Here is a 20424-nt window from a genome sequence, read left to right as displayed (position 1 = left end):
TGTGTTGTGGTGAACTCAAAACCGCATAGCTTCTAACTTGCCGCTTGAAGCTTGCGGCTTGTAGCTGCCTCAACTAGCCATAGCGACCCGTGATGTAGTCTTCGGTCTGCTTCTTCGCCGGGTTGGTGAACAGGGTATCGGTGTCGCCGAATTCCACCAGTTTGCCCATGTACATGAACGCGGTGTAGTCGGAAACCCGCGCCGCCTGTTGCATGTTGTGGGTAACGATCACGATGGTGAACTTGGATTTCAGTTCGTAGATCAGCTCTTCGACTTTCAGCGTGGAGATCGGGTCGAGTGCCGAGCACGGTTCGTCGAGCAGCAGCACTTCCGGCTCCACGGCGATGGTGCGGGCGATCACCAGACGTTGTTGCTGACCACCGGACAAGCCCAGTGCCGACTCGTGCAGACGGTCCTTGACCTCATCCCACAGCGCCGCGCCTTTCAACGCCCACTCAACGGCTTCGTCGAGGACGCGCTTCTTGTTGATGCCCTGGATGCGCAGGCCGTAAACCACGTTTTCGTAAATGGTTTTCGGAAACGGGTTCGGCTTCTGGAACACCATGCCGACGCGACGACGCAGCTCGGCCACGTCTTCACCCTTGCGGTAGATGTTGCTGCCGTACAGGTTGATCGCACCCTCGACACGGCAGCCGTCAACCAGGTCGTTCATGCGGTTGAAGGTACGCAACAGTGTCGACTTGCCGCAGCCGGACGGGCCGATGAAGGCGGTCACGCGCTGTTTCGGGATGTTCATGCTGACGTCGTACAGCGCTTGTTTTTCGCCGTAGAACAGGCTCAGGCCCGGCACTTCGATGGCCACGGTTTCCTGCTCGAGATTCAGGCTCTGTTTGTCGCGACCCAAGGCCGACATGTTGATGCCGTGGGTATGTGCTTCGTGCTGCATGGGAGGCTCCCTGTGCTAACAAATTCGGTTCGGTTGCCGCTGGCCAAGGCCTGCGGTTACACAATTCTTTCTGCAGGAGCGAGCTCACTCGCGATGGTGTTCCAGGCGCTGAGTGGCGTCGGCTGTACCTTTTTCGCGAGCAAGCTCGCTCCTACAGTTCGGTGATGATCAGCTATCCAGCGCCTTGTACTTCTCGCGCAGGTGGTTACGGATATAAACGGCCGACAGGTTCAACGTGGCGATCACCAGCACCAGCAGCAGCGCCGTGGCGTACACCAGCGGCCGCGCGGCTTCGACGTTCGGACTCTGGAAGCCGACGTCATAGATGTGGAAGCCCAGGTGCATGATCTTCTGGTCCAGGTGCAGGTACGGGTAGTTGCCGTCCACCGGCAGCGACGGCGCCAGTTTCACCACACCCACCAACATCAGCGGCGCCACTTCACCCGCAGCGCGGGCCACGGCGAGGATCATGCCGGTCATCATCGCCGGGCTGGCCATCGGCAGCACGATCTTCCACAAGGTTTCCGCCTTGGTCGCGCCGAGGGCCAACGAGCCTTCACGTACGGTGCGAGGAATCCGCGCCAGACCTTCTTCGGTGGCCACGATCACCACCGGCACCGCCAGCAGCGCCAGGGTCAGCGAGGCCCAGAGCAGACCCGGTGTGCCGAAGGTCGGCGCCGGCAAGGCTTCCGGGAAGAACAGACGGTCGAGCGAGCCGCCCAGCACATAGACGAAGAAGCCCAGGCCGAACACGCCGTAAACGATGGCCGGAACACCTGCCAGGTTGTTCACCGCGATGCGGATCACCCGGGTCAGCGTGTTCTGCTTGGCGTATTCACGCAGGTATACCGCCGCCAGCACGCCGAACGGGGTCACGATCATCGCCATGATCAAGGTCATCATCACGGTGCCGAAGATGGCCGGGAAGATCCCGCCTTCGGTGTTCGCTTCGCGCGGGTCGTCGCTCAGGAACTCCCAGACCTTGCTGAAGTAGAAACCGATCTTGGTGGTCGTGCTCATGGCGTTCGGCTGGTAGGCGTGAACCACTTTGCCGATGCCGATTTCGACTTCCTTACCGTTCGCATCGCGGGCGGTCAGGCTGTCGCGGTTGAACTGCGCGTGCAGGTCGCTCAGGCGCGCTTCGACATCCTGATAGCGAGCATTGAGTTCGGCGCGCTCGGATTCCATGTCCGCTTGTGCGGTGGCGTCCAGCTTGCCTTCCAGCTCAAGCTTGCGACCGTGCAAGCGGATGCGCTCGAGACCGGCGTTGATCGCGCCGATGTCGGTTTTTTCCAGGTTCTTGAGCTGTGCAGCCAGCTTGTTCACGCGGTCGACGCGGGCCTGCAACTCAGGCCATGCGGCTTCGCCCTCAGCGATGACCTTGCCATCCTGTTTGACGTTGACCAGGTAACCGTAGAAGTTGCCCCACTCACGACGCTCGATCGCCATCAGCTCTGGCGGTGTCGTCTGGTTGGTCAGCCACTCGCCGACGGTCCAGGTGAAGTCGTTGCCGTTCAGGTCACGGTTGCCGACCTTGATCAGCTCGCGGGTCATGAACTCCGGGCCTTCGTCGGGCACCGGCAGGCCGGCGCTTTTCAGACGGGCACGGGGCACCTCTTCCTTCTGTACCACTTCACCGATGACCAGGTGCTGGCCCTGGCCCGGTACGTCGTAGCTGGCGTGGATCAGATCCGCCGGCCAGAAGTGACCCAGGCCGCGCACGGCAATCACTGCCAGCAGGCCAATGGTCATGATGACCGCGATGGACACCGCGCCACCGCTGATCCAGACGCCTGGGGCGCCGCTCTTGAACCATCCATTCAGGGAGTTCTGTTTCACAGACTTCTACCTTTCTTAAAGCGACGAGTATTTCTTGCGCAGGCGCTGACGGATCAGTTCTGCGAGGGTGTTCATGACGAAGGTGAACAACAGCAGCACCAGCGCCGAGAGGAACAGCACGCGGTAGTGGCTGCCGCCGACTTCCGATTCGGGCATTTCCACCGCGACGTTGGCGGCCAGGGTGCGCAGGCCTTCGAACAGGTTCATTTCCATGACCGGGGTGTTACCGGTGGCCATCAGCACGATCATGGTTTCACCGACCGCGCGGCCCATGCCGATCATCAGCGCCGAGAAGATGCCCGGGCTGGCGGTGAGGATCACCACGCGGGTCATGGTCTGCCATGGTGTGGCACCGAGGGCCAGGGAGCCCAGGGTCAGGCCGCGAGGCACGCTGAACACGGCGTCTTCGGCGATGGAATAGATGTTCGGGATGACCGCGAAGCCCATGGCCAGGCCGACCACCAGGGCGTTGCGCTGGTCGTAGGTGATGCCCAGGTCGTGGGAAATCCACATGCGCATGTCGCCACCGAAGAACCAGTTTTCCATGAACGGGCTCATGTACAGCGAGAGCCAGACCACAAACAGGATCACCGGAATCAGCAGCGCACTTTCCCAGCCATCCGGGACTTTCAGGCGGATCGACTCAGGCAGGCGGCTGAAGGTGAAACCGGCAACCAGGATGCCGATCGGCAGCAGCATCAGCAGGCTGAAGATGCCCGGCAAATGCCCTTCCACATAAGGTGCGAGGAACAGACCGGCGAAGAAGCCAAGGATCACCGTCGGCATCGCTTCCATCAGCTCGATCACCGGCTTGACCTTGCGGCGCATGCCAGGGGCCATGAAGTACGCGGTGTAGATCGCAGCGGCAACGGCCAATGGAGCGGCCAGCAGCATGGCGTAGAACGCGGCTTTCAGGGTACCGAAGGTCAGCGGCGACAGGCTCAGCTTGGGTTCGAAGTCGGTGTTGGCGGCGGTCGATTGCCAGACGTATTTAGGCTCGTCGTAGTTCTCGTACCAGACCTTGCTCCACAGCGCGCTCCACGACACTTCCGGGTGCGGGTTGTCGAGCAGCAGCGGGTGCAACTTGCCGCTGGCTTCCACGATCACGCGGTTGGCCCGTGGCGACAGACCGAAAATGCCTTGGCCTTCTGCAACCGGCTCCACCAGCAAGGTGCGGTGGGCAGTACTGTGGAACACGCCAAGCTTGCCGGAAGCGTCGAGGGCAACGAAGCCCTTGCGGCGTTCTTCGGCGGTGATTTCAACGATAGGCGTGGTGCCCATCTGGAAGGTGCGGATCTGCTTCAGGCGCTGTTCGCCATCCGGATCGCGGGCCATGAACCACTGGGCCAGACCACCCTTGGAGTCACCGATGATCAGCGAGATACCGCCCACGAGCTGAGTGCTGGCAGTGACTTGCGCTTCACCGTCTTCAAGCAGTTTGTAGCGACCATTGAGGCTCTTGTCGCGCAGGCTGAAGACGTCGGCCTGGGCACGCCCGTTGACCACGTAGAGCCACTGCTGACGCGGGTCGACGAAGATGTTCTTCACCGGCTCGTTCATCTGCGGCAGGTCAATGCGCTTCTGCTCGTTGGTGACTTCGCCGGTCATCATGTTCTCTTCGCTGGTCAGCGACAGAACATTGAGTTGCGAACCGGTGGCGCCAACCAGCATCAGGGTCGAATCGTTGGCATTGAGGCTGACGTGCTCCAGCGCACCGCCCGCTTCGTTCACCGCGATTGGTGTTTCGCCGTATGGGTATTCGACCGCTGGCGAGATGCTCTTCTTGCCTTCCGGGTAGCTGACTTTATAGGTGTGACGGAACACCAGTGCCTGACCGTTGGAAAGACCCACGGCAACCAGCGGGTGACCTGGTTGGTCTTCGCCGATGGAGGTCACGGTGGTACCGGTTGGAATCGGCAGATCGACGCGCTTGAGTTCGGCGCCACTGTCGATGTCGAAGAACAATGCCTGGCCCTTGTCGGAAACCCGCATCGCAACCTGGTTCTGCTCTTCCAGAGAAATCATCAGCGGTTTGCCGGCGTCTTGCATCCAGGCTGGCGTGATGGCGTCCTTGGCAGTCAGGCTGGCACCCTGGAACAGGGGCGCAACGACGTAGGCAAGGAAGAAGAAGATCAAGGTGATTGCGCCAAGCACAGCAAGGCCGCCAACGAGGACGTACCAGCGGGTCAGGCGATCTTTGAGCGCGCGAATGCGGCGCTTGCGTTGTAGCTCAGGCGTATTGAAGTCAATTCGCTTGGGGGGATTAGTAGTCATGTTGGAATTGGCCAGATCATTCATGCGCACACCCTAGCGATCCTGTATGACAGAAAGATGACAATGCAGTGACGCAACAAATCCGCCGCTAGCGGTAACCAGCAGTGGATAGAGAATTTGAGGTGTATGGGGGCGGCTCCTGCCGCCCCCATGTGAGTCCGAGGGGTTCACCTCGGACTCAATTTGTTACTTTTTTGCGACTTCAGCGCCGCCTTCCGCCAGACCCAGGTCAGCCAGAGCTTTGGCAGCTACTTTGGCCGGCAGTGGGATGTAACCGTCTTTCACTACAACTTCCTGGCCCTGTTTCGACAGAACCAGTTTCACGAACTCGGCTTCCAGCGGGGCCAGAGGCTTGTTCGGGGCCTTGTTCACGTAGACGTACAGGAAGCGGGACAGCGGGTACTTGCCGTTCAGGGCGTTTTCTTCGGTGTCTTCGATGAAGTCCTGGCTGCCTTTCTTGGCCAGGGCCACAGTCTTCACGCTAGCGGTTTTGTAGCCGATGCCCGAGTAACCGATGCCGTTCAGCGAGGAGCTGATCGACTGAACGACCGAAGCCGAACCTGGTTGCTCGTTGACGTTAGGCTTGTAGTCGCCTTTGCACAGGGCTTCTTCCTTGAAGTAACCGTAGGTGCCGGATACCGAGTTACGACCGAACAATTGAACCGGCTTGTTGGCCAGGTCACCGGTCACACCCAGGTCACCCCAGGTTTTCACGTCGGTTTTAGCGCCGCACAGACGAGTGGACGAGAAAACTGCGTCAACTTGTTCCATGGTCAGGTGCTGGATCGGGTTGTCTTTGTGTACAAAGATCGCCAGGGCGTCCACGGCAACCGGGATAGCGGTTGGCTTGTAGCCGTACTTCTGCTCGAAGGCAGCCAGCTCGGTGTCCTTCATCTTGCGGCTCATCGGGCCCAGGTTAGCGGTGCCTTCAGTCAGCGCAGGTGGCGCAGTGGCGGAGCCAGCAGCCTGAATCTGGATGTTTACGTTCGGGTATTCTTTTTTGTAGTTCTCAGCCCAGAGGGTCATGAGGTTGGCCAGGGTATCGGAGCCGACGCTGGACAGATTGCCCGACACACCAGTGGTCTTGGTGTAGCTCGGGATAGCAGGGTCAACAGCGGCAACCGCGTTGGCAGTCGCAACGCCAGCAGCGACAAAAGTCATTGCCGCCATCAAACGCTTCAGTTTCATGCCTTACTCCTAGCAGATAGGGTGTGTTAAGTCGGGGCCAAGTATCAGCAGGCCGTGTGAACACTCTATGGCTGAAATATGACAATTGGATGAAAGGCCAGCACTCCACTTGGAAGGCTGGCCTTTCAGTTGTAACTATAAATGTAGGAATTGGAGGGATTTAGCCGGAAAAGCAGCGCGCACCGTTGCCACTACTAACGGATCAACGGCCCTTCTTCCAGAGCCAGGCCCCCACCAGAATCCCGACCCCACACAGCACCGCCACATAATAAGCAGGCCCCATCGCACTCTCCTTGAGCAACAGGCTGACGATCATCGGCGTCAGGCCGCCGAAGATGGCGTAGGCCACGTTGTAGGAGAACGACAAACCGCTGAAGCGCACCACGGGCGGGAAGGCCTTGACCATCACGTAGGGCACCGCGCCGATGGTGCCGACCAGCAGACCGGTCAGGGCATACATCGGGAACAGCCAGTCGGGATGATCGGCCAGGCTGTGATAGAAGGTCCAGGAGCTGGCCAGCAATGCCGTACAACCGAACACGAAGACCCGTCCTGCGCCGAATCGGTCCGCCAGTGCGCCAGCGATGATGCAGCCAAAGCTCAGGAACACGATCGCCACGCTATTGGCCTGCAGGGCGGTAGTCGCCGGGAAATGGTGGACCGTCTGCAACACGGTCGGGGTCATCAGGATCAGCACCACGATGGCGGCAGACAGCAGCCAGGTCAGCAGCATCGAAATGGCGATGGCACCACGATGGTCACGAAGCACCGCACGCAGCGGCACCTCTTCGGCCAGGGCCTTGCGCTGTTGCAGCTCGGCGAACACCGGGGTTTCATGCAGCCAGCGACGCAGGTACACCGAGAACAGACCAAACACACCGCCAAGCAGGAACGGAATCCGCCAGGCGTAATCCGACACCTCCACCGGGGTATAGAGGCTGTTGATCGCCGTGGCGACCAGCGAGCCGAGCAAAATGCCCGCCGTCAGACCGCTGGTCAGGGTGCCGCAGGCGTAGCCGACATGCCGCTGCGGAACGTGTTCGGAAACGAAGACCCACGCCCCCGGCACTTCACCGCCAATGGCCGCGCCCTGGATCACCCGCATCAACAGCAACAGGATGGGTGCCCACATGCCGATCTGCGCATAGGTCGGCAACAAGCCCATGATCAGCGTCGGCACGGCCATCATGAAAATGCTCAGGGTGAACATTTTCTTGCGCCCAAGCAGGTCGCCGAAGTGCGCCATCACGATGCCGCCCAACGGCCGTGCCAGGTAGCCGGCGGCGAAGATGCCGAATGTCTGCATCAGGCGTAGCCACTCAGGCATGTCCGCCGGGAAGAACAGCTTGCCCACCACCGTGGCAAAGAACACGAAGATGATGAAGTCGTAGAACTCCAGCGCACCGCCCAGGGCAGACAGCGATAGAGTCTTGTAGTCGCTGCGGGTCAGCGGACGTGCGGGTTGGTCTGGCTGCGCGATGCTCGAGGGCGCTGTGGTCATGGCAAGGGCTTCTCTTATAGTCGGATCTGCAACCTCAACAACGCTGGCGGAGGTTTGGGCAGGTCCGGCACGATAGCAAATTGTTCGAAAAAGCACATAGAGGTGCGTTTTTGACGGTCAAAATGAGAACCGGACGGTCGTCGTGGAGTCTACCGACCGATATACTCGCAGCCTTGCTCCGGTTTTTGAGGGGTTGCTGTGCGAAAACGCCTGTCAGGTTCATAGGCGATTTCGCAGAGTTTCCCTTTAGGCGCCTTATGGAAAACGTGACGAACGTAGTATGTTCGGTGGTGAATCGTTTTTCCCGAAGACGGCTACCACCAGCAATACCAACGAAGAGTCACGGGTCAGAGGCACCCCCGGCATGATAGAGCTCGAACAAGAAGATCCGATCCCGCAAGGCGACCTGGCCTTGCAAATTACCGCGCTCCCTCGCGAAACCAATGGCTTTGGCGATATTTTCGGCGGCTGGCTGGTGGCGCAGATGGATTTGGCAGGTACCGCGATGGCCAGCAAGGTCGCCGGCGGGCGCGTTGCCACCGTTGCGATCGACCGCATGGCGTTTCTGGTTCCGGTGGCGGTGGGCGCGCAGCTGTCCTTTTATACCCAGGCCCTGGAAATCGGCCGCAGCTCGATCAAGATGATGGTCGAGGTCTGGAGCGACGATCCACTGTCCAGCGAGTGGCGTAAAGTAACGGAAGCGGTGTTTGTGTTCGTTGCCATCGACGGCAGCGGTCGCACCCGTTCGGTTCCGCCAAGGGCTCGATAAGAGCTTTTAAACCTGGTAGCCGTTTTGCGGTCGATAGTTGTCCACGTTACTGATCGAGAGCTGTCCCATGAGCACGCCCAATGTTGAAGCCGTAAAGCTGGATGAACTGAACTGCTGGCGCATCCGCCACGGTCAGGCCGAATTGCTGGTAGCCCAGCAAGGCGCGCACATCCTCAGTTATCAACTGGCCGGCCAGCCGCCGTTGATCTGGCTCAACGACGAGGCCGTGTTCAAGACCGGCAAGAGCATCCGTGCCGGCGTGCCGGTGTGCTGGCCGTGGTTTGGCGTCTTTGAGCGCAATCCGCAAAGCGTTCAGGCAATGCGCGTCAGCAAGGAAGCACCGGCGGCTCACGGTTTCGTGCGAGCGATGGATTGGGAACTGGGTGGCATCGAAGCCGAAGGCGAAAGCCTGAAGGTCGAATTCCTCCTGCCCTACCCCGAAGGCGGCTTTCCCGGCTGGCCACACCAGGTGGAATTGACGCTGAGCATTCGCCTCGACGAGCAATTGCACATCCATCTGATCAGCCACAACCGGGGTGCTGAAACCGTCAGCATCAGCCAGGCGCTGCACAGTTATTTTGCCGTCAGCGATGTACGTGACGTGCACGTCGAAGGCGTGGACGGCCTCAACTACATCGAAACCCTGGACAACTGGAAAACCGTTACCCAGACCGGTGACCTGCGCTTTACCGGCGAGACCGATCGCATCTACCTCGACGCCCCGCCGCAGCTGAGCATCGTCGATCCTGCATGGGAGCGACGCATCGTACTGACCAGCAGTGGATCGCGTACGGCGGTGATCTGGAACCCGTGGGTCGACCGCGCCGCTGCGTTCAGCGACATGGCCGACGACGGCTGGCAGCGCATGCTGTGCATCGAGACGGCGAACGTGATGGGCGATGTAGTGAACCTGAAACCAGGGGCAAGCCATACGCTGGGCGTGAGCGTCAACAGCGCGCCGCTCTAAGTAACACCTAAAACCAATGTGGGAGCGGGCTTGCCCGCGAAGGGGTCATAACATTCAACATCATCGTTGGCTGTTACACCGCCTTCGCGAGCAAGCCCGCTCCCACATTTGCATCTCTACAAGTCGGACTCTTTTACGACTCTGACCTTCTCCGCATCCAGCGCATACGCTGCATCGGCCAGGTCATTGCTGACCTTCTCGATCTTCAGCGTACCGGTCACCCACAACGGCGTGTAGATGTCGTTCAGCTTCAGGCCTTTGGGATAACGCACCAGCACCAGTTGGTTGGGCGGCGGTGGTGGCACGTGGATACAGGCGCCCGGGTACGGCACCAGGAAGAACAATGTACTGTGCCCCTTGGCGTCGGACTCCAGCGGCACTGGATAACCGCCGATGCGGATGTTCTTGTCGTTCATCGACGCAACGGTCTTGGTCGAGTACATCACCGCCGGCAAGCCTTTGGCCTGTTTCATCCCACCCTTGTCGGTGAAAGTGCCATTGGCTTCAGGGGAGTTGTGGTCGATTTCAGGCATGGCCTCGAGGGCCTTCTGGTCCGACTTGGGCATCAATTCGAGCCAGTCGGTTTCCGGCAGTTCGCCGGCATGGGCAAGGCCCGAACCCAGTAAAACAAGAGTCAACAAAAGACGGCGCATGAAGGTGCTCGGTAATTGGAAGAACAGGAAACGCCGAGCATTCTAGCCCTCCCGGCCGGATTGGCGGAGAGGGCTTTGTCGCCTGGATCAGTTCTTTTTGATCAGTCCGTAGATCACCAGCAACACAATGGCACCCACCAGTGCACCGATGAAACCTGCACCTTGGCCAGCCTGGTAGATGCCCAAGGCCTGACCGCCGTAAGTGGCCGCCAGCGAACCGCCGATACCGAGCAGAATCGTCATGATCCAGCCCATGCTGTCATCGCCCGGTTTCAGGAACCGTGCCAGCAGACCGACGATCAAGCCGATAAAGATGGTTCCGATAATTCCCATGGCATTCCCCTCTCAATGAAGTAGCTATTCGAAAGCCTAGTCAGACTTTCGCAACCTGCCATGAGAGAACGGCGCAACCGGAAGGTTCCGCCGCAACCAGATAAAAACTATTCGGCGATCAGTGCTTCAACCTTGAGAATCTGGGCCGTCAGCGTCTCGCGGTCTGCACAACGAAGGTTGGCATGACCGACCTTGCGGCCGACCTTGAACGCCTTGCCGTAGTGATGCAGATGGCAATCGGCGATGGCCAGGACTTTCTCGGTCTCCGGCACTTTACCGATGAAGTTGACCATCGCGCTTTCACCGACCTTGGCAGTCGAACCCAACGGCAGACCGGCAACGGCCCGCAGGTGGTTCTCGAACTGGCTGCACTCGGCACCTTCGGTGGTCCAGTGCCCTGAGTTGTGCACGCGCGGGGCAATTTCGTTGGCCTTGAGGCCACCGTCGACTTCAAAGAACTCGAACGCCATCACACCGACGTAATCCAGCTGCTTGAGCACACGGCTGGAGTAATCTTCGGCCAGGGCTTGCAACGGGTGATCGGTGCTGGCCACGGACAGCTTGAGAATGCCGCTTTCGTGGGTGTTGTGTACCAGCGGATAGAAGCGGGTTTCACCGTCACGGGCACGCACGGCGATCAGCGAGACTTCACCGGTGAACGACACGAAGCCTTCCAGCAGGCAGGCCACGCTGCCCAGTTCGGCGAAGGTGCCAATCACATCTTCTGCCGTGCGCAGGACTTTCTGACCCTTGCCGTCGTAACCCAGGGTACGGGTCTTCAGCACCGCCGGCAGACCTATGGAGGCCACGGCGGCATCCAGGTCGGCCTGGGACTGAATGTCGGCGAACGCCGGGGTAGGAATCCCCAGGTCCTTGAACATGCTCTTCTCGAACCAGCGATCGCGAGCGATGCGCAGGGCTTCGGCGCTCGGGTAGACCGGGACGAATTGCGAGAGGAACGCGACGGTTTCCGCCGGGACGCTTTCGAACTCGAAAGTCACCAGATCGACTTCATCGGCAAGCTGACGCAGGTGATCCTGATCGCCGTAATCGGCCCGCAGGTGTTCGCCCAACGCGGCTGCGCAAGCATCCGGCGCCGGGTCCAGAAAAGCGAAGTTCATACCCAGCGGAGTGCCCGCCAGCGCCAACATGCGACCCAACTGGCCGCCACCGATTACACCGATCTTCATCGTCAACAACCTCAGGCGATGCGTGGGTCTGGATTTTCCAGGACGCTGTCTGTCTGCTCAGCACGGAAAGCTTTCAGCACCGTGTGGAACTGCGGGTGCTTGGCGCCAAGGATACTCGCCGACAGCAGCGCGGCGTTGATCGCGCCCGCCTTGCCGATGGCCAGGGTGGCGACCGGGATGCCGGCTGGCATCTGCACAATCGAGAGCAGCGAATCAACGCCCGAGAGCATCGCCGACTGCACCGGCACGCCCAGTACCGGCAAGTGGGTCTTGGCCGCACACATGCCAGGCAAGTGGGCTGCGCCACCGGCACCGGCAATGATCACCTCGATGCCACGCGCCTCGGCTTCTTCAGCGTACTGGAACAGCAGGTCCGGGGTGCGGTGGGCAGAGACCACTTTCACCTCGTAAGGGATGCCGAGCTTTTCCAGCATATCGGCGGTGTGGCTAAGGGTGGACCAATCGGACTTGGAGCCCATGATCACGCCAACCAGTGCACTCATCGTCGTGCCTCTTCTCTCTGGGCGCCCGCAGGCGCGTCAAAAAACAACAAGCCACGCAGGATGCGTGGCTTGATTGTACGAATTATGGCCGGTCGTAACCGGCCGAAGGCCGCGCAGTATACCGCAATACGGCAGATAAACAGCCCCCGTCACGACCATCTGTCATACGGCGCAAAGTCCCGGTTTTATTGACCTGAAGGTCAGCCAGCGAACCACACAAATCTTCCTGCAGGAGCGAACTCGCACGCGATGGTCGTTAACGATGACGCTGGAAGCCTGACAGCCCGAGGCGCTCTCAGGTTCATCGCGAGCGAGCTCGCTCCTACAGGGGCTTTCATCGTGTTCAAGAACCGGTTGTACCTTGCGCCGCCCCACCCTCCAACTTGCGCCACAACAACCGCACATTCGCCTTGCGCACCAACGCGCAGCGATACAGACGAATCTCCAGCGGCACATGCCATTGCGGGCCGCCACAGACCACCAGTTCACCGCGCGCCAGTTCGGCGCGCACGCTCAGTTGCGGCACCCAGGCGATACCAAGGCCTTCCAGGGCCATGCTTTTCAGGCTGTCGGCCATGGCGGTTTCGTAGATGGTGGTGAAACGTAGCGCCCGTTGCCGCAGCAGCATGTTCACCGAGCGGCCGAGGAACGCACCGGCGCTGTAGGCCAACAGCGGCACGCTGCCCTCGCCTTCCAGATCGAACAGCGGCTTGCCATCGGCATCCGCCGCACACACCGGCAGCATTTCGGTGTGCCCCAGGTGCAGTGACGGGAAGATCTCCGGGTCCATCTGCATCGCCGCATCCGGATCGTAGAACGCCAGCATCAGATCGCAGCCGCCTTCGCGCAGCGCATGCACCGCGTCGCCGACGTTGGTCGCCACCAACCGCGTGGCGATGTTCAAGCCTTCGTTGCGTAGTTGGGCGATCCAGCGCGGAAAGAATCCGAGTGCCAATGAGTGAGCGGCTGCAACTTGCATGACTTCGCCCTGACCACCTTCAAGGTGATGAAGATGACGCAACACTTCACCCAGTTGTTCGACCACGGTGCGCGCAGTGACGAGGAACAATTGTCCCGCCGCTGTCAGCTCCACCGGTGTACGCGAACGGTTGACCAGGGTCAGTCCCAGCGCGGCTTCAAGGCTGCGAATCCGTCGACTGAACGCAGGCTGCGTCACAAAACGCCGCTCGGCTGCCTGGGAGAAGCTGCGGGTGGCGGCCAAGGCACTAAAGTCCTCCAGCCATTTGCTTTCCAGATTCATCACGTCCTCCCGGACACGCACCAATTTAGGTCACACGCTTGCCGTCAACGCGGCGTCACACGGGCATTATGCCGAATGTGCATAGGCTAGTGTTTAACAGCATTGGCCCAAAATTTCGCACAAGCCTAGCATTCACAGCGTTCCGGCACAGACCGGGTCCATATTGAGATGATTTCTATCATGTCCTCCGCTGCATCATTCCGCACAGAAAATGACCTGCTTGGCGCTCTCGAAGTACCGGCTCAAGCGTATTACGGTATCCAGACCCTGCGAGCGGTGAATAACTTCCGCCTTTCGGGCGTTCCGATTTCGCACTACCCGAAACTGGTTGTCGGTCTGGCCATGGTCAAACAGGCCGCCGCTGACGCCAACCGCGAACTGGGTCACCTGAGCGAAGCCAAGCACGCTGCCATCAGCGAAGCCTGTGCACGTCTGATCCGCGGCGACTTCCACGAAGAGTTCGTGGTGGACATGATTCAAGGCGGCGCTGGCACTTCGACCAACATGAATGCCAACGAAGTGATCGCCAACATCGCGCTGGAGGCCATGGGTCACCAGAAAGGCGAATATCAGTACCTGCACCCGAACGACGACGTAAACATGGCGCAGTCGACCAACGACGCCTACCCGACGGCGATCCGTCTGGGTCTGTTGCTCGGTCACGACGCCCTGCTCGCCAGCCTCGACAGCCTGATTCAGGCATTCGCAGCCAAGGGTGAAGAATTCAACCACGTCCTGAAGATGGGTCGTACCCAGCTGCAAGACGCCGTTCCGATGACCCTGGGTCAGGAATTCCGTGCGTTCGCCACCACCCTGGGTGAAGACCTGGCACGCCTGAAGACTCTGGCACCGGAAGTTCTGACTGAAGTGAACCTGGGCGGCACCGCGATCGGCACCGGCATCAACGCCGACCCGCGTTACCAGCACCTGGCCGTTCAGCGCCTGGCAGTGATCAGCGGTCAACCGCTGGTACCGGCGGCCGACCTGATCGAAGCCACCTCCGACATGGGCGCCTTCGTGCTGTTCTCCGGCATGCTCAAGCGTACCGCGGTCAAGCTGTCGAAGATCTGCAACGACCTGCGCCTGCTGTCCAGCGGCCCACGCACTGGCATCAACGAGATCAACCTGCCGGCGCGTCAGCCAGGCAGTTCGATCATGCCAGGCAAGGTCAACCCGGTTATTCCGGAAGCGGTTAACCAGGTAGCGTTCCAGATCATCGGTAACGACCTGGCCCTGACCATCGCGGCCGAAGGCGGCCAGCTGCAACTGAACGTGATGGAGCCGCTGATCGCCTTCAAGATCTTCGACTCGATCCGCCTGCTGCAACGCGCCATGGACATGCTGCGCGAGCACTGCATCGTCGGCATCACCGCCAACGAAGCACGCTGCCGTGAACTGGTCGAGCACTCGATCGGTCTGGTCACCGCACTGAATCCGTACATCGGCTACAAGAATGCCACCCGCATCGCCGGCCTCGCTCTTGAAAGCGGCCGCGGCGTGCTGGAACTGGTGCGCGAAGAAGGTCTGCTCGACGAAGCCATGCTCGCCGACATCCTGCGCCCGGAAAACATGATTGCTCCGCGTCTGGTGCCTCTGAAGGCATAACCCGACGCATCACCTGAAGCACCGCTCACCAGGTCGAGGGACTAGACACCTCTCACCTTTTGAGGGCTTGGAGATCAATCTCCAGGCCCTTTTTTTTAACTGTTTGCCGGTGAAAACCGTGTATCTGGGGACTGACCAGTGTGGGAGCGGGCTTGCTCGCGAAGGCGGCAGCACATTCAACAATGACGTGTCTGATACACCGCTTTCGCGAGCAAGCCCGCTCCCACCAAGAGCAGTTCCCACATAGCCTGACAACAAGAATGTCAGGTGTTTCAAAGGATTCGTTTTACCGAACGCACCACAACCGTGCAGACGGACGGCACTGTCATCGGTATAGTGCCGCCCCTCTTCGCGTGAGCGGTCGTCGGTAGCGAGACCACAACCCATGCGAAACCCGAACTAATAACAAACCCGCAATATGAAACCGGGACGAACTTCGAACCGCCCTTAGTGCCGTGCGCCAAGGGGTGTAACTCGATGTGTCTACCCGGCCAGCATTTGCCTACACAAAAAACAGCGAGGAATAATCCATGCTCGAAGTCATTAACGACTTCCTCTCAGGGAAAGTACTGATCGCGCTCATTGTCGGGCTCGGTAGCTACTTCACGATCCGCTCGCGTTTCGTTCAACTGCGCCACTTCTTCCACATGTTCGCGGTGTTCCGCGACAGCCTCAAAAGCAGCGCCGGGCAACTCAGTTCGTTCCAGGCCCTGATGCTCAGCCTCGCCGGCCGCGTCGGCGCGGGCAACATTGCCGGTGTCGGCATCGCCGTGACTCTCGGTGGGCCGGGGGCGGTGTTCTGGATGTGGGTGACCGCACTGGTCGGCATGTCCAGCAGCTTCTTCGAATGTTCCCTTGGCCAGCTTTACAAACGCACCGATGCGGACGGCACGTTCCGTGGCGGCCCGTCCTATTACATCCAGCATGGCCTGCAAAAACGCTGGTTGGGGATGATCATGGCGTTCCTGCTGCTGATCACCTTCGGCTTCGCTTTCAACGGCCTGCAATCCCATGCCGTAACGCACTCGCTGAACAACGCGTTCGGTCTGGACACGACCTACACCGGCATCGGCCTGGCCGTACTGCTGGGCCTGGTGTTCATCGGCGGGATCAAGCGCATCGCCAAGGTCGCTGACCTGCTGGTACCGGTGAAAACCCTGGTATACATCGGTGTGACCATCTATGTGATCGTGCTGCAGTTCGACCAGGTGCCGGGCATGCTGATGACCATCGTCAAGAGCGCCTTCGGTCTGGACCAGGCCTTTGGCGGCCTGATTGGCAGCGCGATTATCATGGGCGTCAAGCGTGGCGTGTTCGCCAACGAAGCGGGCCTTGGCAGTGCGCCGAACGTGGCGGCGGTTGCGGCGGTCGAGCACCCGGTGGCACAAGGTGTGGTACAGGCGTTCAGCGTGTTCCTCGATACCTTCGTGATCTGCACCTGCACCGCGCTGCTGATCCTGCTCTCGGGCTTCTACACCCCGGGCTTCGAAGGCGACGGCATTGCCCTCACCCAGAACTCGCTGGCCGCCGTGGTCGGTGACTGGGGCCGGATGTTCATCTCCGTTGCCCTGGCGCTGTTCGTGTTCACCTCGATCCTCTACAACTACTACCTGGGCGAGAGCAACCTGCGCTTTTTGATCGGTGAAAACCGCAAGGCACTGATGGGTTATCGCGCACTGGTACTGGTCCTGATTTTCTGGGGCGCCATCGAAAACCTCGGCACGGTGTTCGCTTTCGCCGACATCACCATGACCATGCTCGCGTTCGTCAACCTGATCGCGCTGTTCCTGCTGTTCAAGGTCGGCATGCGCATCCTGCGTGACTACGATGACCAGCGCGCTGCTGGTATCACCACGCCGATATTCGATTCGAGCAAATTCCCGGATCTGGATCTGGACCTGAAAGCCTGGCCGGCGAACCCGCCAGCCGCCGCCACCAAGGCTCAAGCTGAGCCGCAAGGCGTACCCGCAGCGCAACGCTGATCGGTAAAAACCGGGCGCATCCCCTGCGCCCGACGTGACACAGCTTGCGACCGGCGTCATGCTCGGTCACAAGCTGTCATAGTTTATTGGAGAACCTCCCATGAATGCCTCGACCTACCCTGCCGCCCAGCACGTCATGGTGCTCTACACCGGCGGCACCATCGGCATGCAGGCCGGCGCCCATGGCCTGGCCCCGGCATCCGGTTTCGAAGCGCGGATGCGAGAGTATCTGCACAGCCAACCCGAGCTGGTGGTGCCACAGTGGCGCTTTCGCGAGATGTCGCCGCTGATCGACAGCGCCAACATGACCCCGACGTATTGGCAGCAGTTGCGTGAAGCCGTGGTCGATGCGGTGGATGTTCAGGGCTGCGACAGCGTGCTGATCCTGCATGGCACCGACACTCTGGCCTACAGTGCCGCCGCCATGAGCTTCCAGTTGCTCGGCCTGCATGCCCGCGTGTGCTTCACCGGTTCCATGCTGCCGGCCGGCGTCACCGATAGCGACGCCTGGGAAAACCTCGGCGGCGCGCTGGTTGCACTGGGCCAGGGCCTCGCGCCGGGCGTGCATCTGTACTTCCATGGCGAACTGCTGGACCCGACCCGTTGCGCCAAGGTACGCAGTTTTGGCCGTCATCCGTTCAAGCGACTGGAACGTCAGGGCGGTGGCGTGAAAGCTCCTTCGCTACCAACACCGTTGAATTACAACCAACCCGGACAATTGGCGAACGTCGCGGTGCTGCCACTGTTTCCCGGCATTAGCGCCGAGGTGCTGGATGGTTTGCTCGACAGCGGCATTCAGGGCCTGGTGCTGGAATGCTACGGCAGCGGCACCGGTCCGAGCGACAACCCCGGGTTTCTCGCCAGCCTCGGCCGTGCCCGGGACAAGGGCGTGGTGGTGGTTGCCGTTACCCAATGCCATGAAGGTGGCGTCGAGCTGGATGTCTACGAGGCAGGCAGCCGGTTGCGTGGAGTTGGCGTGCTATCCGGTGGCGGCATGACCCGTGAAGCGGCGTTCGGCAAGTTGCATGGGTTGTTGGGAGCCGGACTCGAAACTGCCGAGGTTCGCCGTCTCGTTGAACTCGACCTCTGCGGCGAATTGAGCTGACACAGTACAAATCCCTGTAGGAGCGAGCTTGCTTGCGATGGTCGTTAACGATAACGCTGGAAGCCTGGCACCCCGCGGCGCTCTCAGGTTTTTCGCGAGCAAGCTCGCTCCTACAGGTTCCTCGCTCGGCATGTAACTTGCTGCGCTCCAGCCATCCCAAGGCTGGAAGTCCTTATGCTCCACTCCCACCTCACCACGCTCAATGCCGTTTCCCTGGTCCTCGATGCCTTCAAGGCACAAGGCTTGTCCAGCGAAGCGCTGCTGGCCGGAAGCGGCATCAGTGCGGCGGATCTGAACCGCGCCGACACGCGCATCACCACCAATCAGGAAATGCAGGTCTGTGCCAATGCCGTCGCCCTCAAGCGCGACATCGGCCTGGAACTGGGCCGACGGATGCACGTCTCCTGCTACGGCATACTCGGTTACGCCCTGCTCACCAGTGCCACCTTCGGTGACGCTTTACGTCTGGCGATGCGTTATCCGGCGCTGCTGGGAACACTTTTCGAACTGAGCCTTGAAGACGATGGCGAGCGCATCTGGTTCGCCGCCGCCGATTACCGCGAGAGCCCGGCCATGGCGGTGTTCAACGCCGAGTTCTGCCTGGTGTCGCTGAAGGTCACCTGCGACGACCTGCTTGGCCATCCTCTGCCCTTGCTCGGCGCACGCTTCGAACATGCCGCGCCCGACTACGAAACAAGCTACGCCGAACACTTCGATTGCCCTGTGCACTTCAGCGCGCGCAACAACGCCTTCGCCTTTGACAAGCGCTGGCTCGACCAGCCGTTGCCGCTGGCCGATGTGATCACCCATCAGGCCATGGCCGAACGCTGCCGCAAACAGAACATCGAGTTCACCGGGCGCCAGGCCTGGCTCGGGCGGATTCGCCAATTGCTCAGCGCGCAATTGAATGCGGCACCGGGGCTGGAGGGTCTGGCCGAGCAGATGAATTGCTCGGCGCGGACCTTGCGCCGGCATCTCAAGGACATGGGTTGCAGTTATCAGGAGTTGCTCGACGAACTGCGTTTTGAGCAGGCCAAGCAAATGCTTTGTGAGGACCAACTGCCGATCTATCAAATCGCCGAGGCCCTGGGCTTCAGCGAGACCGCCAGTTTTCGCCATGCCTTTGTGCGCTGGAGCGGTGTTGCGCCGAGTCAGTTCAGGCCGCATTGACAACCCTTGCGCCAACAAGGGGCGAATTTCGGTCAAATGTTTTGGCCACATCGATCCCCTTTTGGCCTTTCCTGCCGTTCTCCTAAACCCTGCGCACCGCAAGACTGTGTTTAACCGAATCAGCCTGCGGAGAACAAGAAATGCTGACGATCTACTCGGATGATCACCACCTGCACCACGGCCGTTGTGAATTGATCGATGGCCAGCTCAAGCCCTGCTTCGAGATGCCATCGCGTGCCGACCACGTCCTGGCTCGGGTGCAAAAGCAGAAACTCGGTCCTGTCGAAACGCCGAAGGATTTTGGCCTCGGGCCCATCGAGCGCATCCACAGCCGCGACTTCCTCGACTTTTTCAAAGGCGCCTGGGCCCGTTGGACCGAATTCAACACCGACGGTGACTTGCTGCCTTACACCTGGCCAGCGCGCACCCTGCGCCGCGTCAAGCCCACCAGCTTGCATGGCGAACTCGGTTACTACAGCTTCGACGGCGGCGCCCCAATCACCGCGGGCACCTGGCAGGCGGCGTACAGCGCAGCGCAAGTGGCGCTGACCGCCCAGGCGGAAATCCAGCGCGGCGCCCGCAGTGCCTTCGCCCTGTGCCGTCCACCGGGACACCACGCCGCCAGCGATTTGATGGGCGGTTATTGCTACCTCAACAACGCCGCCATCGCAGCCCAGGCGTTCCTTGATCAAGGCCATAAAAAGGTCGCAATCCTCGACGTCGACTATCACCACGGCAACGGCACCCAGTCGATTTTCTACGAGCGCAGCGATGTGCTGTTCACCTCGATCCACGGTCACCCGGAAGCCGAGTTTCCGTTCTTCCTCGGCTATGAAGACGAGCTGGGCGAAGGTGCCGGCGAAGGCTTCAACTTCAACTATCCGCTGGCCGCAGGATCGGGCTGGGACACCTGGAGCGCGGCGCTGGAGCAGGCCTGCAAGGAGATCGACAACTACGGTGCCGACATCATCGTCGTGTCCCTGGGCGTCGACACCTTCAAGGACGATCCGATCTCGCAATTCAAGCTCGACAGCCCGGACTACCTGGCCATGGGCAAGCGCATTGCGGCGCTCGGTAAACCGACGCTGTTCGTGATGGAAGGCGGCTATGCGGTGGAAGAAATCGGCATCAACGCCGTGAACGTACTTGAAGGCTTTGAAAGCGCTCAGTGAGGAAA

17 protein-coding genes are annotated in these 20424 nt (G+C 60.4%); 7 read left to right on the top strand and 10 right to left on the bottom strand.

Annotated features, from left to right (window positions below; genetic code table 11):
- Positions 1–73: 73 nt before the first annotated feature.
- The 5 genes from pstB to ACEN8Q_RS23600 form a co-directional block, all read right to left on the bottom strand.
- On the bottom strand, positions 74–907 hold the full coding sequence (pstB, locus tag ACEN8Q_RS23620) for a phosphate ABC transporter ATP-binding protein PstB (protein ID WP_008018291.1): 834 nt from the start codon (positions 905–907) through the stop codon (positions 74–76).
- A 168-nt stretch (positions 908–1075) separates the two neighbouring features.
- On the bottom strand, positions 1076–2746 hold the full coding sequence (gene pstA, locus ACEN8Q_RS23615) for a phosphate ABC transporter permease PstA (protein ID WP_008018292.1): 1671 nt from the start codon (positions 2744–2746) through the stop codon (positions 1076–1078).
- 15 nt (positions 2747–2761) lie between these two features.
- Positions 2762–5044, bottom strand: a complete 2283-nt coding sequence (locus ACEN8Q_RS23610; RefSeq protein ID WP_413703810.1) for an ABC transporter permease subunit — start codon at positions 5042–5044, stop codon at positions 2762–2764.
- 162 nt (positions 5045–5206) lie between these two features.
- Positions 5207–6208: a phosphate ABC transporter substrate-binding protein PstS family protein gene (locus ACEN8Q_RS23605; protein ID WP_413423291.1), complete on the bottom strand. Its 1002-nt coding sequence runs from the start codon at positions 6206–6208 to the stop codon at positions 5207–5209.
- 202 nt (positions 6209–6410) lie between these two features.
- The gene (locus tag ACEN8Q_RS23600; protein WP_413423289.1) at positions 6411–7709 is read right to left on the bottom strand and encodes an MFS transporter; all 1299 of its coding nucleotides are present in this window, start codon (positions 7707–7709) and stop codon (positions 6411–6413) included.
- A gap of 364 nt (positions 7710–8073) precedes the next feature.
- On the opposite strand from ACEN8Q_RS23600, the gene ACEN8Q_RS23595 reads away from it, so the two are divergent.
- Entirely contained in the window at positions 8074–8478 is a 405-nt protein-coding gene (locus tag ACEN8Q_RS23595) for an acyl-CoA thioesterase (protein ID WP_007942704.1), read from the top strand.
- 67 nt (positions 8479–8545) lie between these two features.
- Positions 8546–9445: a D-hexose-6-phosphate mutarotase gene (locus ACEN8Q_RS23590; protein WP_413423287.1), complete on the top strand. Its 900-nt coding sequence runs from the start codon at positions 8546–8548 to the stop codon at positions 9443–9445.
- 116 nt (positions 9446–9561) lie between these two features.
- On the opposite strand, the gene ACEN8Q_RS23585 is transcribed toward ACEN8Q_RS23590, so the two are convergent.
- From ACEN8Q_RS23585 to ACEN8Q_RS23565, 5 genes are all read right to left on the bottom strand, one after another.
- Entirely contained in the window at positions 9562–10098 is a 537-nt protein-coding gene (locus ACEN8Q_RS23585; protein ID WP_413423285.1) for a DUF3299 domain-containing protein, read from the bottom strand.
- Between the two features lie 87 nt (positions 10099–10185).
- On the bottom strand, positions 10186–10431 hold the full coding sequence (locus tag ACEN8Q_RS23580) for a GlsB/YeaQ/YmgE family stress response membrane protein (protein ID WP_003229635.1): 246 nt from the start codon (positions 10429–10431) through the stop codon (positions 10186–10188).
- A gap of 107 nt (positions 10432–10538) precedes the next feature.
- Complete coding sequence (locus tag ACEN8Q_RS23575) at positions 10539–11621, bottom strand: 5-(carboxyamino)imidazole ribonucleotide synthase (RefSeq protein ID WP_413423283.1); 1083 nt, start codon at positions 11619–11621, stop codon at positions 10539–10541.
- Positions 11622–11632: 11 nt separating this feature from the next.
- Positions 11633–12124 carry a 5-(carboxyamino)imidazole ribonucleotide mutase gene (gene purE, locus ACEN8Q_RS23570; RefSeq protein WP_413423281.1) on the bottom strand — a complete coding sequence of 164 codons (492 nt, stop codon included), beginning with the start codon at positions 12122–12124 and terminating at the stop codon, positions 11633–11635.
- A gap of 343 nt (positions 12125–12467) precedes the next feature.
- A complete protein-coding gene (locus ACEN8Q_RS23565) occupies positions 12468–13385 on the bottom strand; it encodes a LysR substrate-binding domain-containing protein (protein ID WP_008045548.1) in 918 nt (305 codons plus the stop codon).
- Between the two features lie 180 nt (positions 13386–13565).
- Here ACEN8Q_RS23565 and ACEN8Q_RS23560 point away from each other — a divergent pair, with 180 nt between their 5' ends.
- From ACEN8Q_RS23560 to ACEN8Q_RS23540, 5 genes are all read left to right on the top strand, one after another.
- Positions 13566–14990 carry an aspartate ammonia-lyase gene (locus tag ACEN8Q_RS23560; RefSeq protein WP_046038891.1) on the top strand — a complete coding sequence of 475 codons (1425 nt, stop codon included), beginning with the start codon at positions 13566–13568 and terminating at the stop codon, positions 14988–14990.
- A gap of 530 nt (positions 14991–15520) precedes the next feature.
- Positions 15521–16972 carry an alanine/glycine:cation symporter family protein gene (locus ACEN8Q_RS23555; protein WP_413423278.1) on the top strand — a complete coding sequence of 484 codons (1452 nt, stop codon included), beginning with the start codon at positions 15521–15523 and terminating at the stop codon, positions 16970–16972.
- 100 nt (positions 16973–17072) lie between these two features.
- A complete protein-coding gene (locus tag ACEN8Q_RS23550; RefSeq protein WP_413423276.1) occupies positions 17073–18077 on the top strand; it encodes an asparaginase in 1005 nt (334 codons plus the stop codon).
- 174 nt (positions 18078–18251) lie between these two features.
- On the top strand, positions 18252–19247 hold the full coding sequence (locus ACEN8Q_RS23545; protein ID WP_413423274.1) for an AraC family transcriptional regulator: 996 nt from the start codon (positions 18252–18254) through the stop codon (positions 19245–19247).
- A 140-nt stretch (positions 19248–19387) separates the two neighbouring features.
- Entirely contained in the window at positions 19388–20419 is a 1032-nt protein-coding gene (locus ACEN8Q_RS23540; RefSeq protein ID WP_413423272.1) for a histone deacetylase family protein, read from the top strand.
- Positions 20420–20424 lie beyond the last annotated feature (5 nt).

Origin of the sequence: Pseudomonas sp. Pseusp16 (genome assembly GCF_047324915.1) — a bacterium.
Lineage (GTDB): Bacteria > Pseudomonadota > Gammaproteobacteria > Pseudomonadales > Pseudomonadaceae > Aquipseudomonas > Aquipseudomonas fluorescens_CD.
The sequence above is the reverse complement of the archived record's forward strand: the minus strand, read 5'-3'. Positions and strand labels throughout refer to the sequence as shown.

Excerpts from the sequence above, each read along its gene's own strand:
- pstB (WP_008018291.1), bottom strand. The coding sequence starts at position 907 with ATGCAGCACGAAGCACATACCCACGGCATCAACATGTCGGCCTTGGGT.
- ACEN8Q_RS23610 (WP_413703810.1), bottom strand. The coding sequence starts at position 5,044 with ATGAATGATCTGGCCAATTCCAACATGACTACTAATCCCCCCAAGCGA.
- ACEN8Q_RS23605 (WP_413423291.1), bottom strand. The coding sequence starts at position 6,208 with ATGAAACTGAAGCGTTTGATGGCGGCAATGACTTTTGTCGCTGCTGGC.
- ACEN8Q_RS23600 (WP_413423289.1), bottom strand. The coding sequence starts at position 7,709 with ATGACCACAGCGCCCTCGAGCATCGCGCAGCCAGACCAACCCGCACGT.
- ACEN8Q_RS23595 (WP_007942704.1), top strand. The coding sequence starts at position 8,074 with ATGATAGAGCTCGAACAAGAAGATCCGATCCCGCAAGGCGACCTGGCC.
- ACEN8Q_RS23590 (WP_413423287.1), top strand. The coding sequence starts at position 8,546 with ATGAGCACGCCCAATGTTGAAGCCGTAAAGCTGGATGAACTGAACTGC.
- ACEN8Q_RS23585 (WP_413423285.1), bottom strand. The coding sequence starts at position 10,098 with ATGCGCCGTCTTTTGTTGACTCTTGTTTTACTGGGTTCGGGCCTTGCC.
- ACEN8Q_RS23580 (WP_003229635.1), bottom strand. The coding sequence starts at position 10,431 with ATGGGAATTATCGGAACCATCTTTATCGGCTTGATCGTCGGTCTGCTG.
- ACEN8Q_RS23575 (WP_413423283.1), bottom strand. The coding sequence starts at position 11,621 with ATGAAGATCGGTGTAATCGGTGGCGGCCAGTTGGGTCGCATGTTGGCG.
- purE (WP_413423281.1), bottom strand. The coding sequence starts at position 12,124 with ATGAGTGCACTGGTTGGCGTGATCATGGGCTCCAAGTCCGATTGGTCC.
- ACEN8Q_RS23565 (WP_008045548.1), bottom strand. The coding sequence starts at position 13,385 with ATGAATCTGGAAAGCAAATGGCTGGAGGACTTTAGTGCCTTGGCCGCC.
- ACEN8Q_RS23560 (WP_046038891.1), top strand. The coding sequence starts at position 13,566 with ATGTCCTCCGCTGCATCATTCCGCACAGAAAATGACCTGCTTGGCGCT.
- ACEN8Q_RS23555 (WP_413423278.1), top strand. The coding sequence starts at position 15,521 with ATGCTCGAAGTCATTAACGACTTCCTCTCAGGGAAAGTACTGATCGCG.
- ACEN8Q_RS23550 (WP_413423276.1), top strand. The coding sequence starts at position 17,073 with ATGAATGCCTCGACCTACCCTGCCGCCCAGCACGTCATGGTGCTCTAC.
- ACEN8Q_RS23545 (WP_413423274.1), top strand. The coding sequence starts at position 18,252 with ATGCTCCACTCCCACCTCACCACGCTCAATGCCGTTTCCCTGGTCCTC.
- ACEN8Q_RS23540 (WP_413423272.1), top strand. The coding sequence starts at position 19,388 with ATGCTGACGATCTACTCGGATGATCACCACCTGCACCACGGCCGTTGT.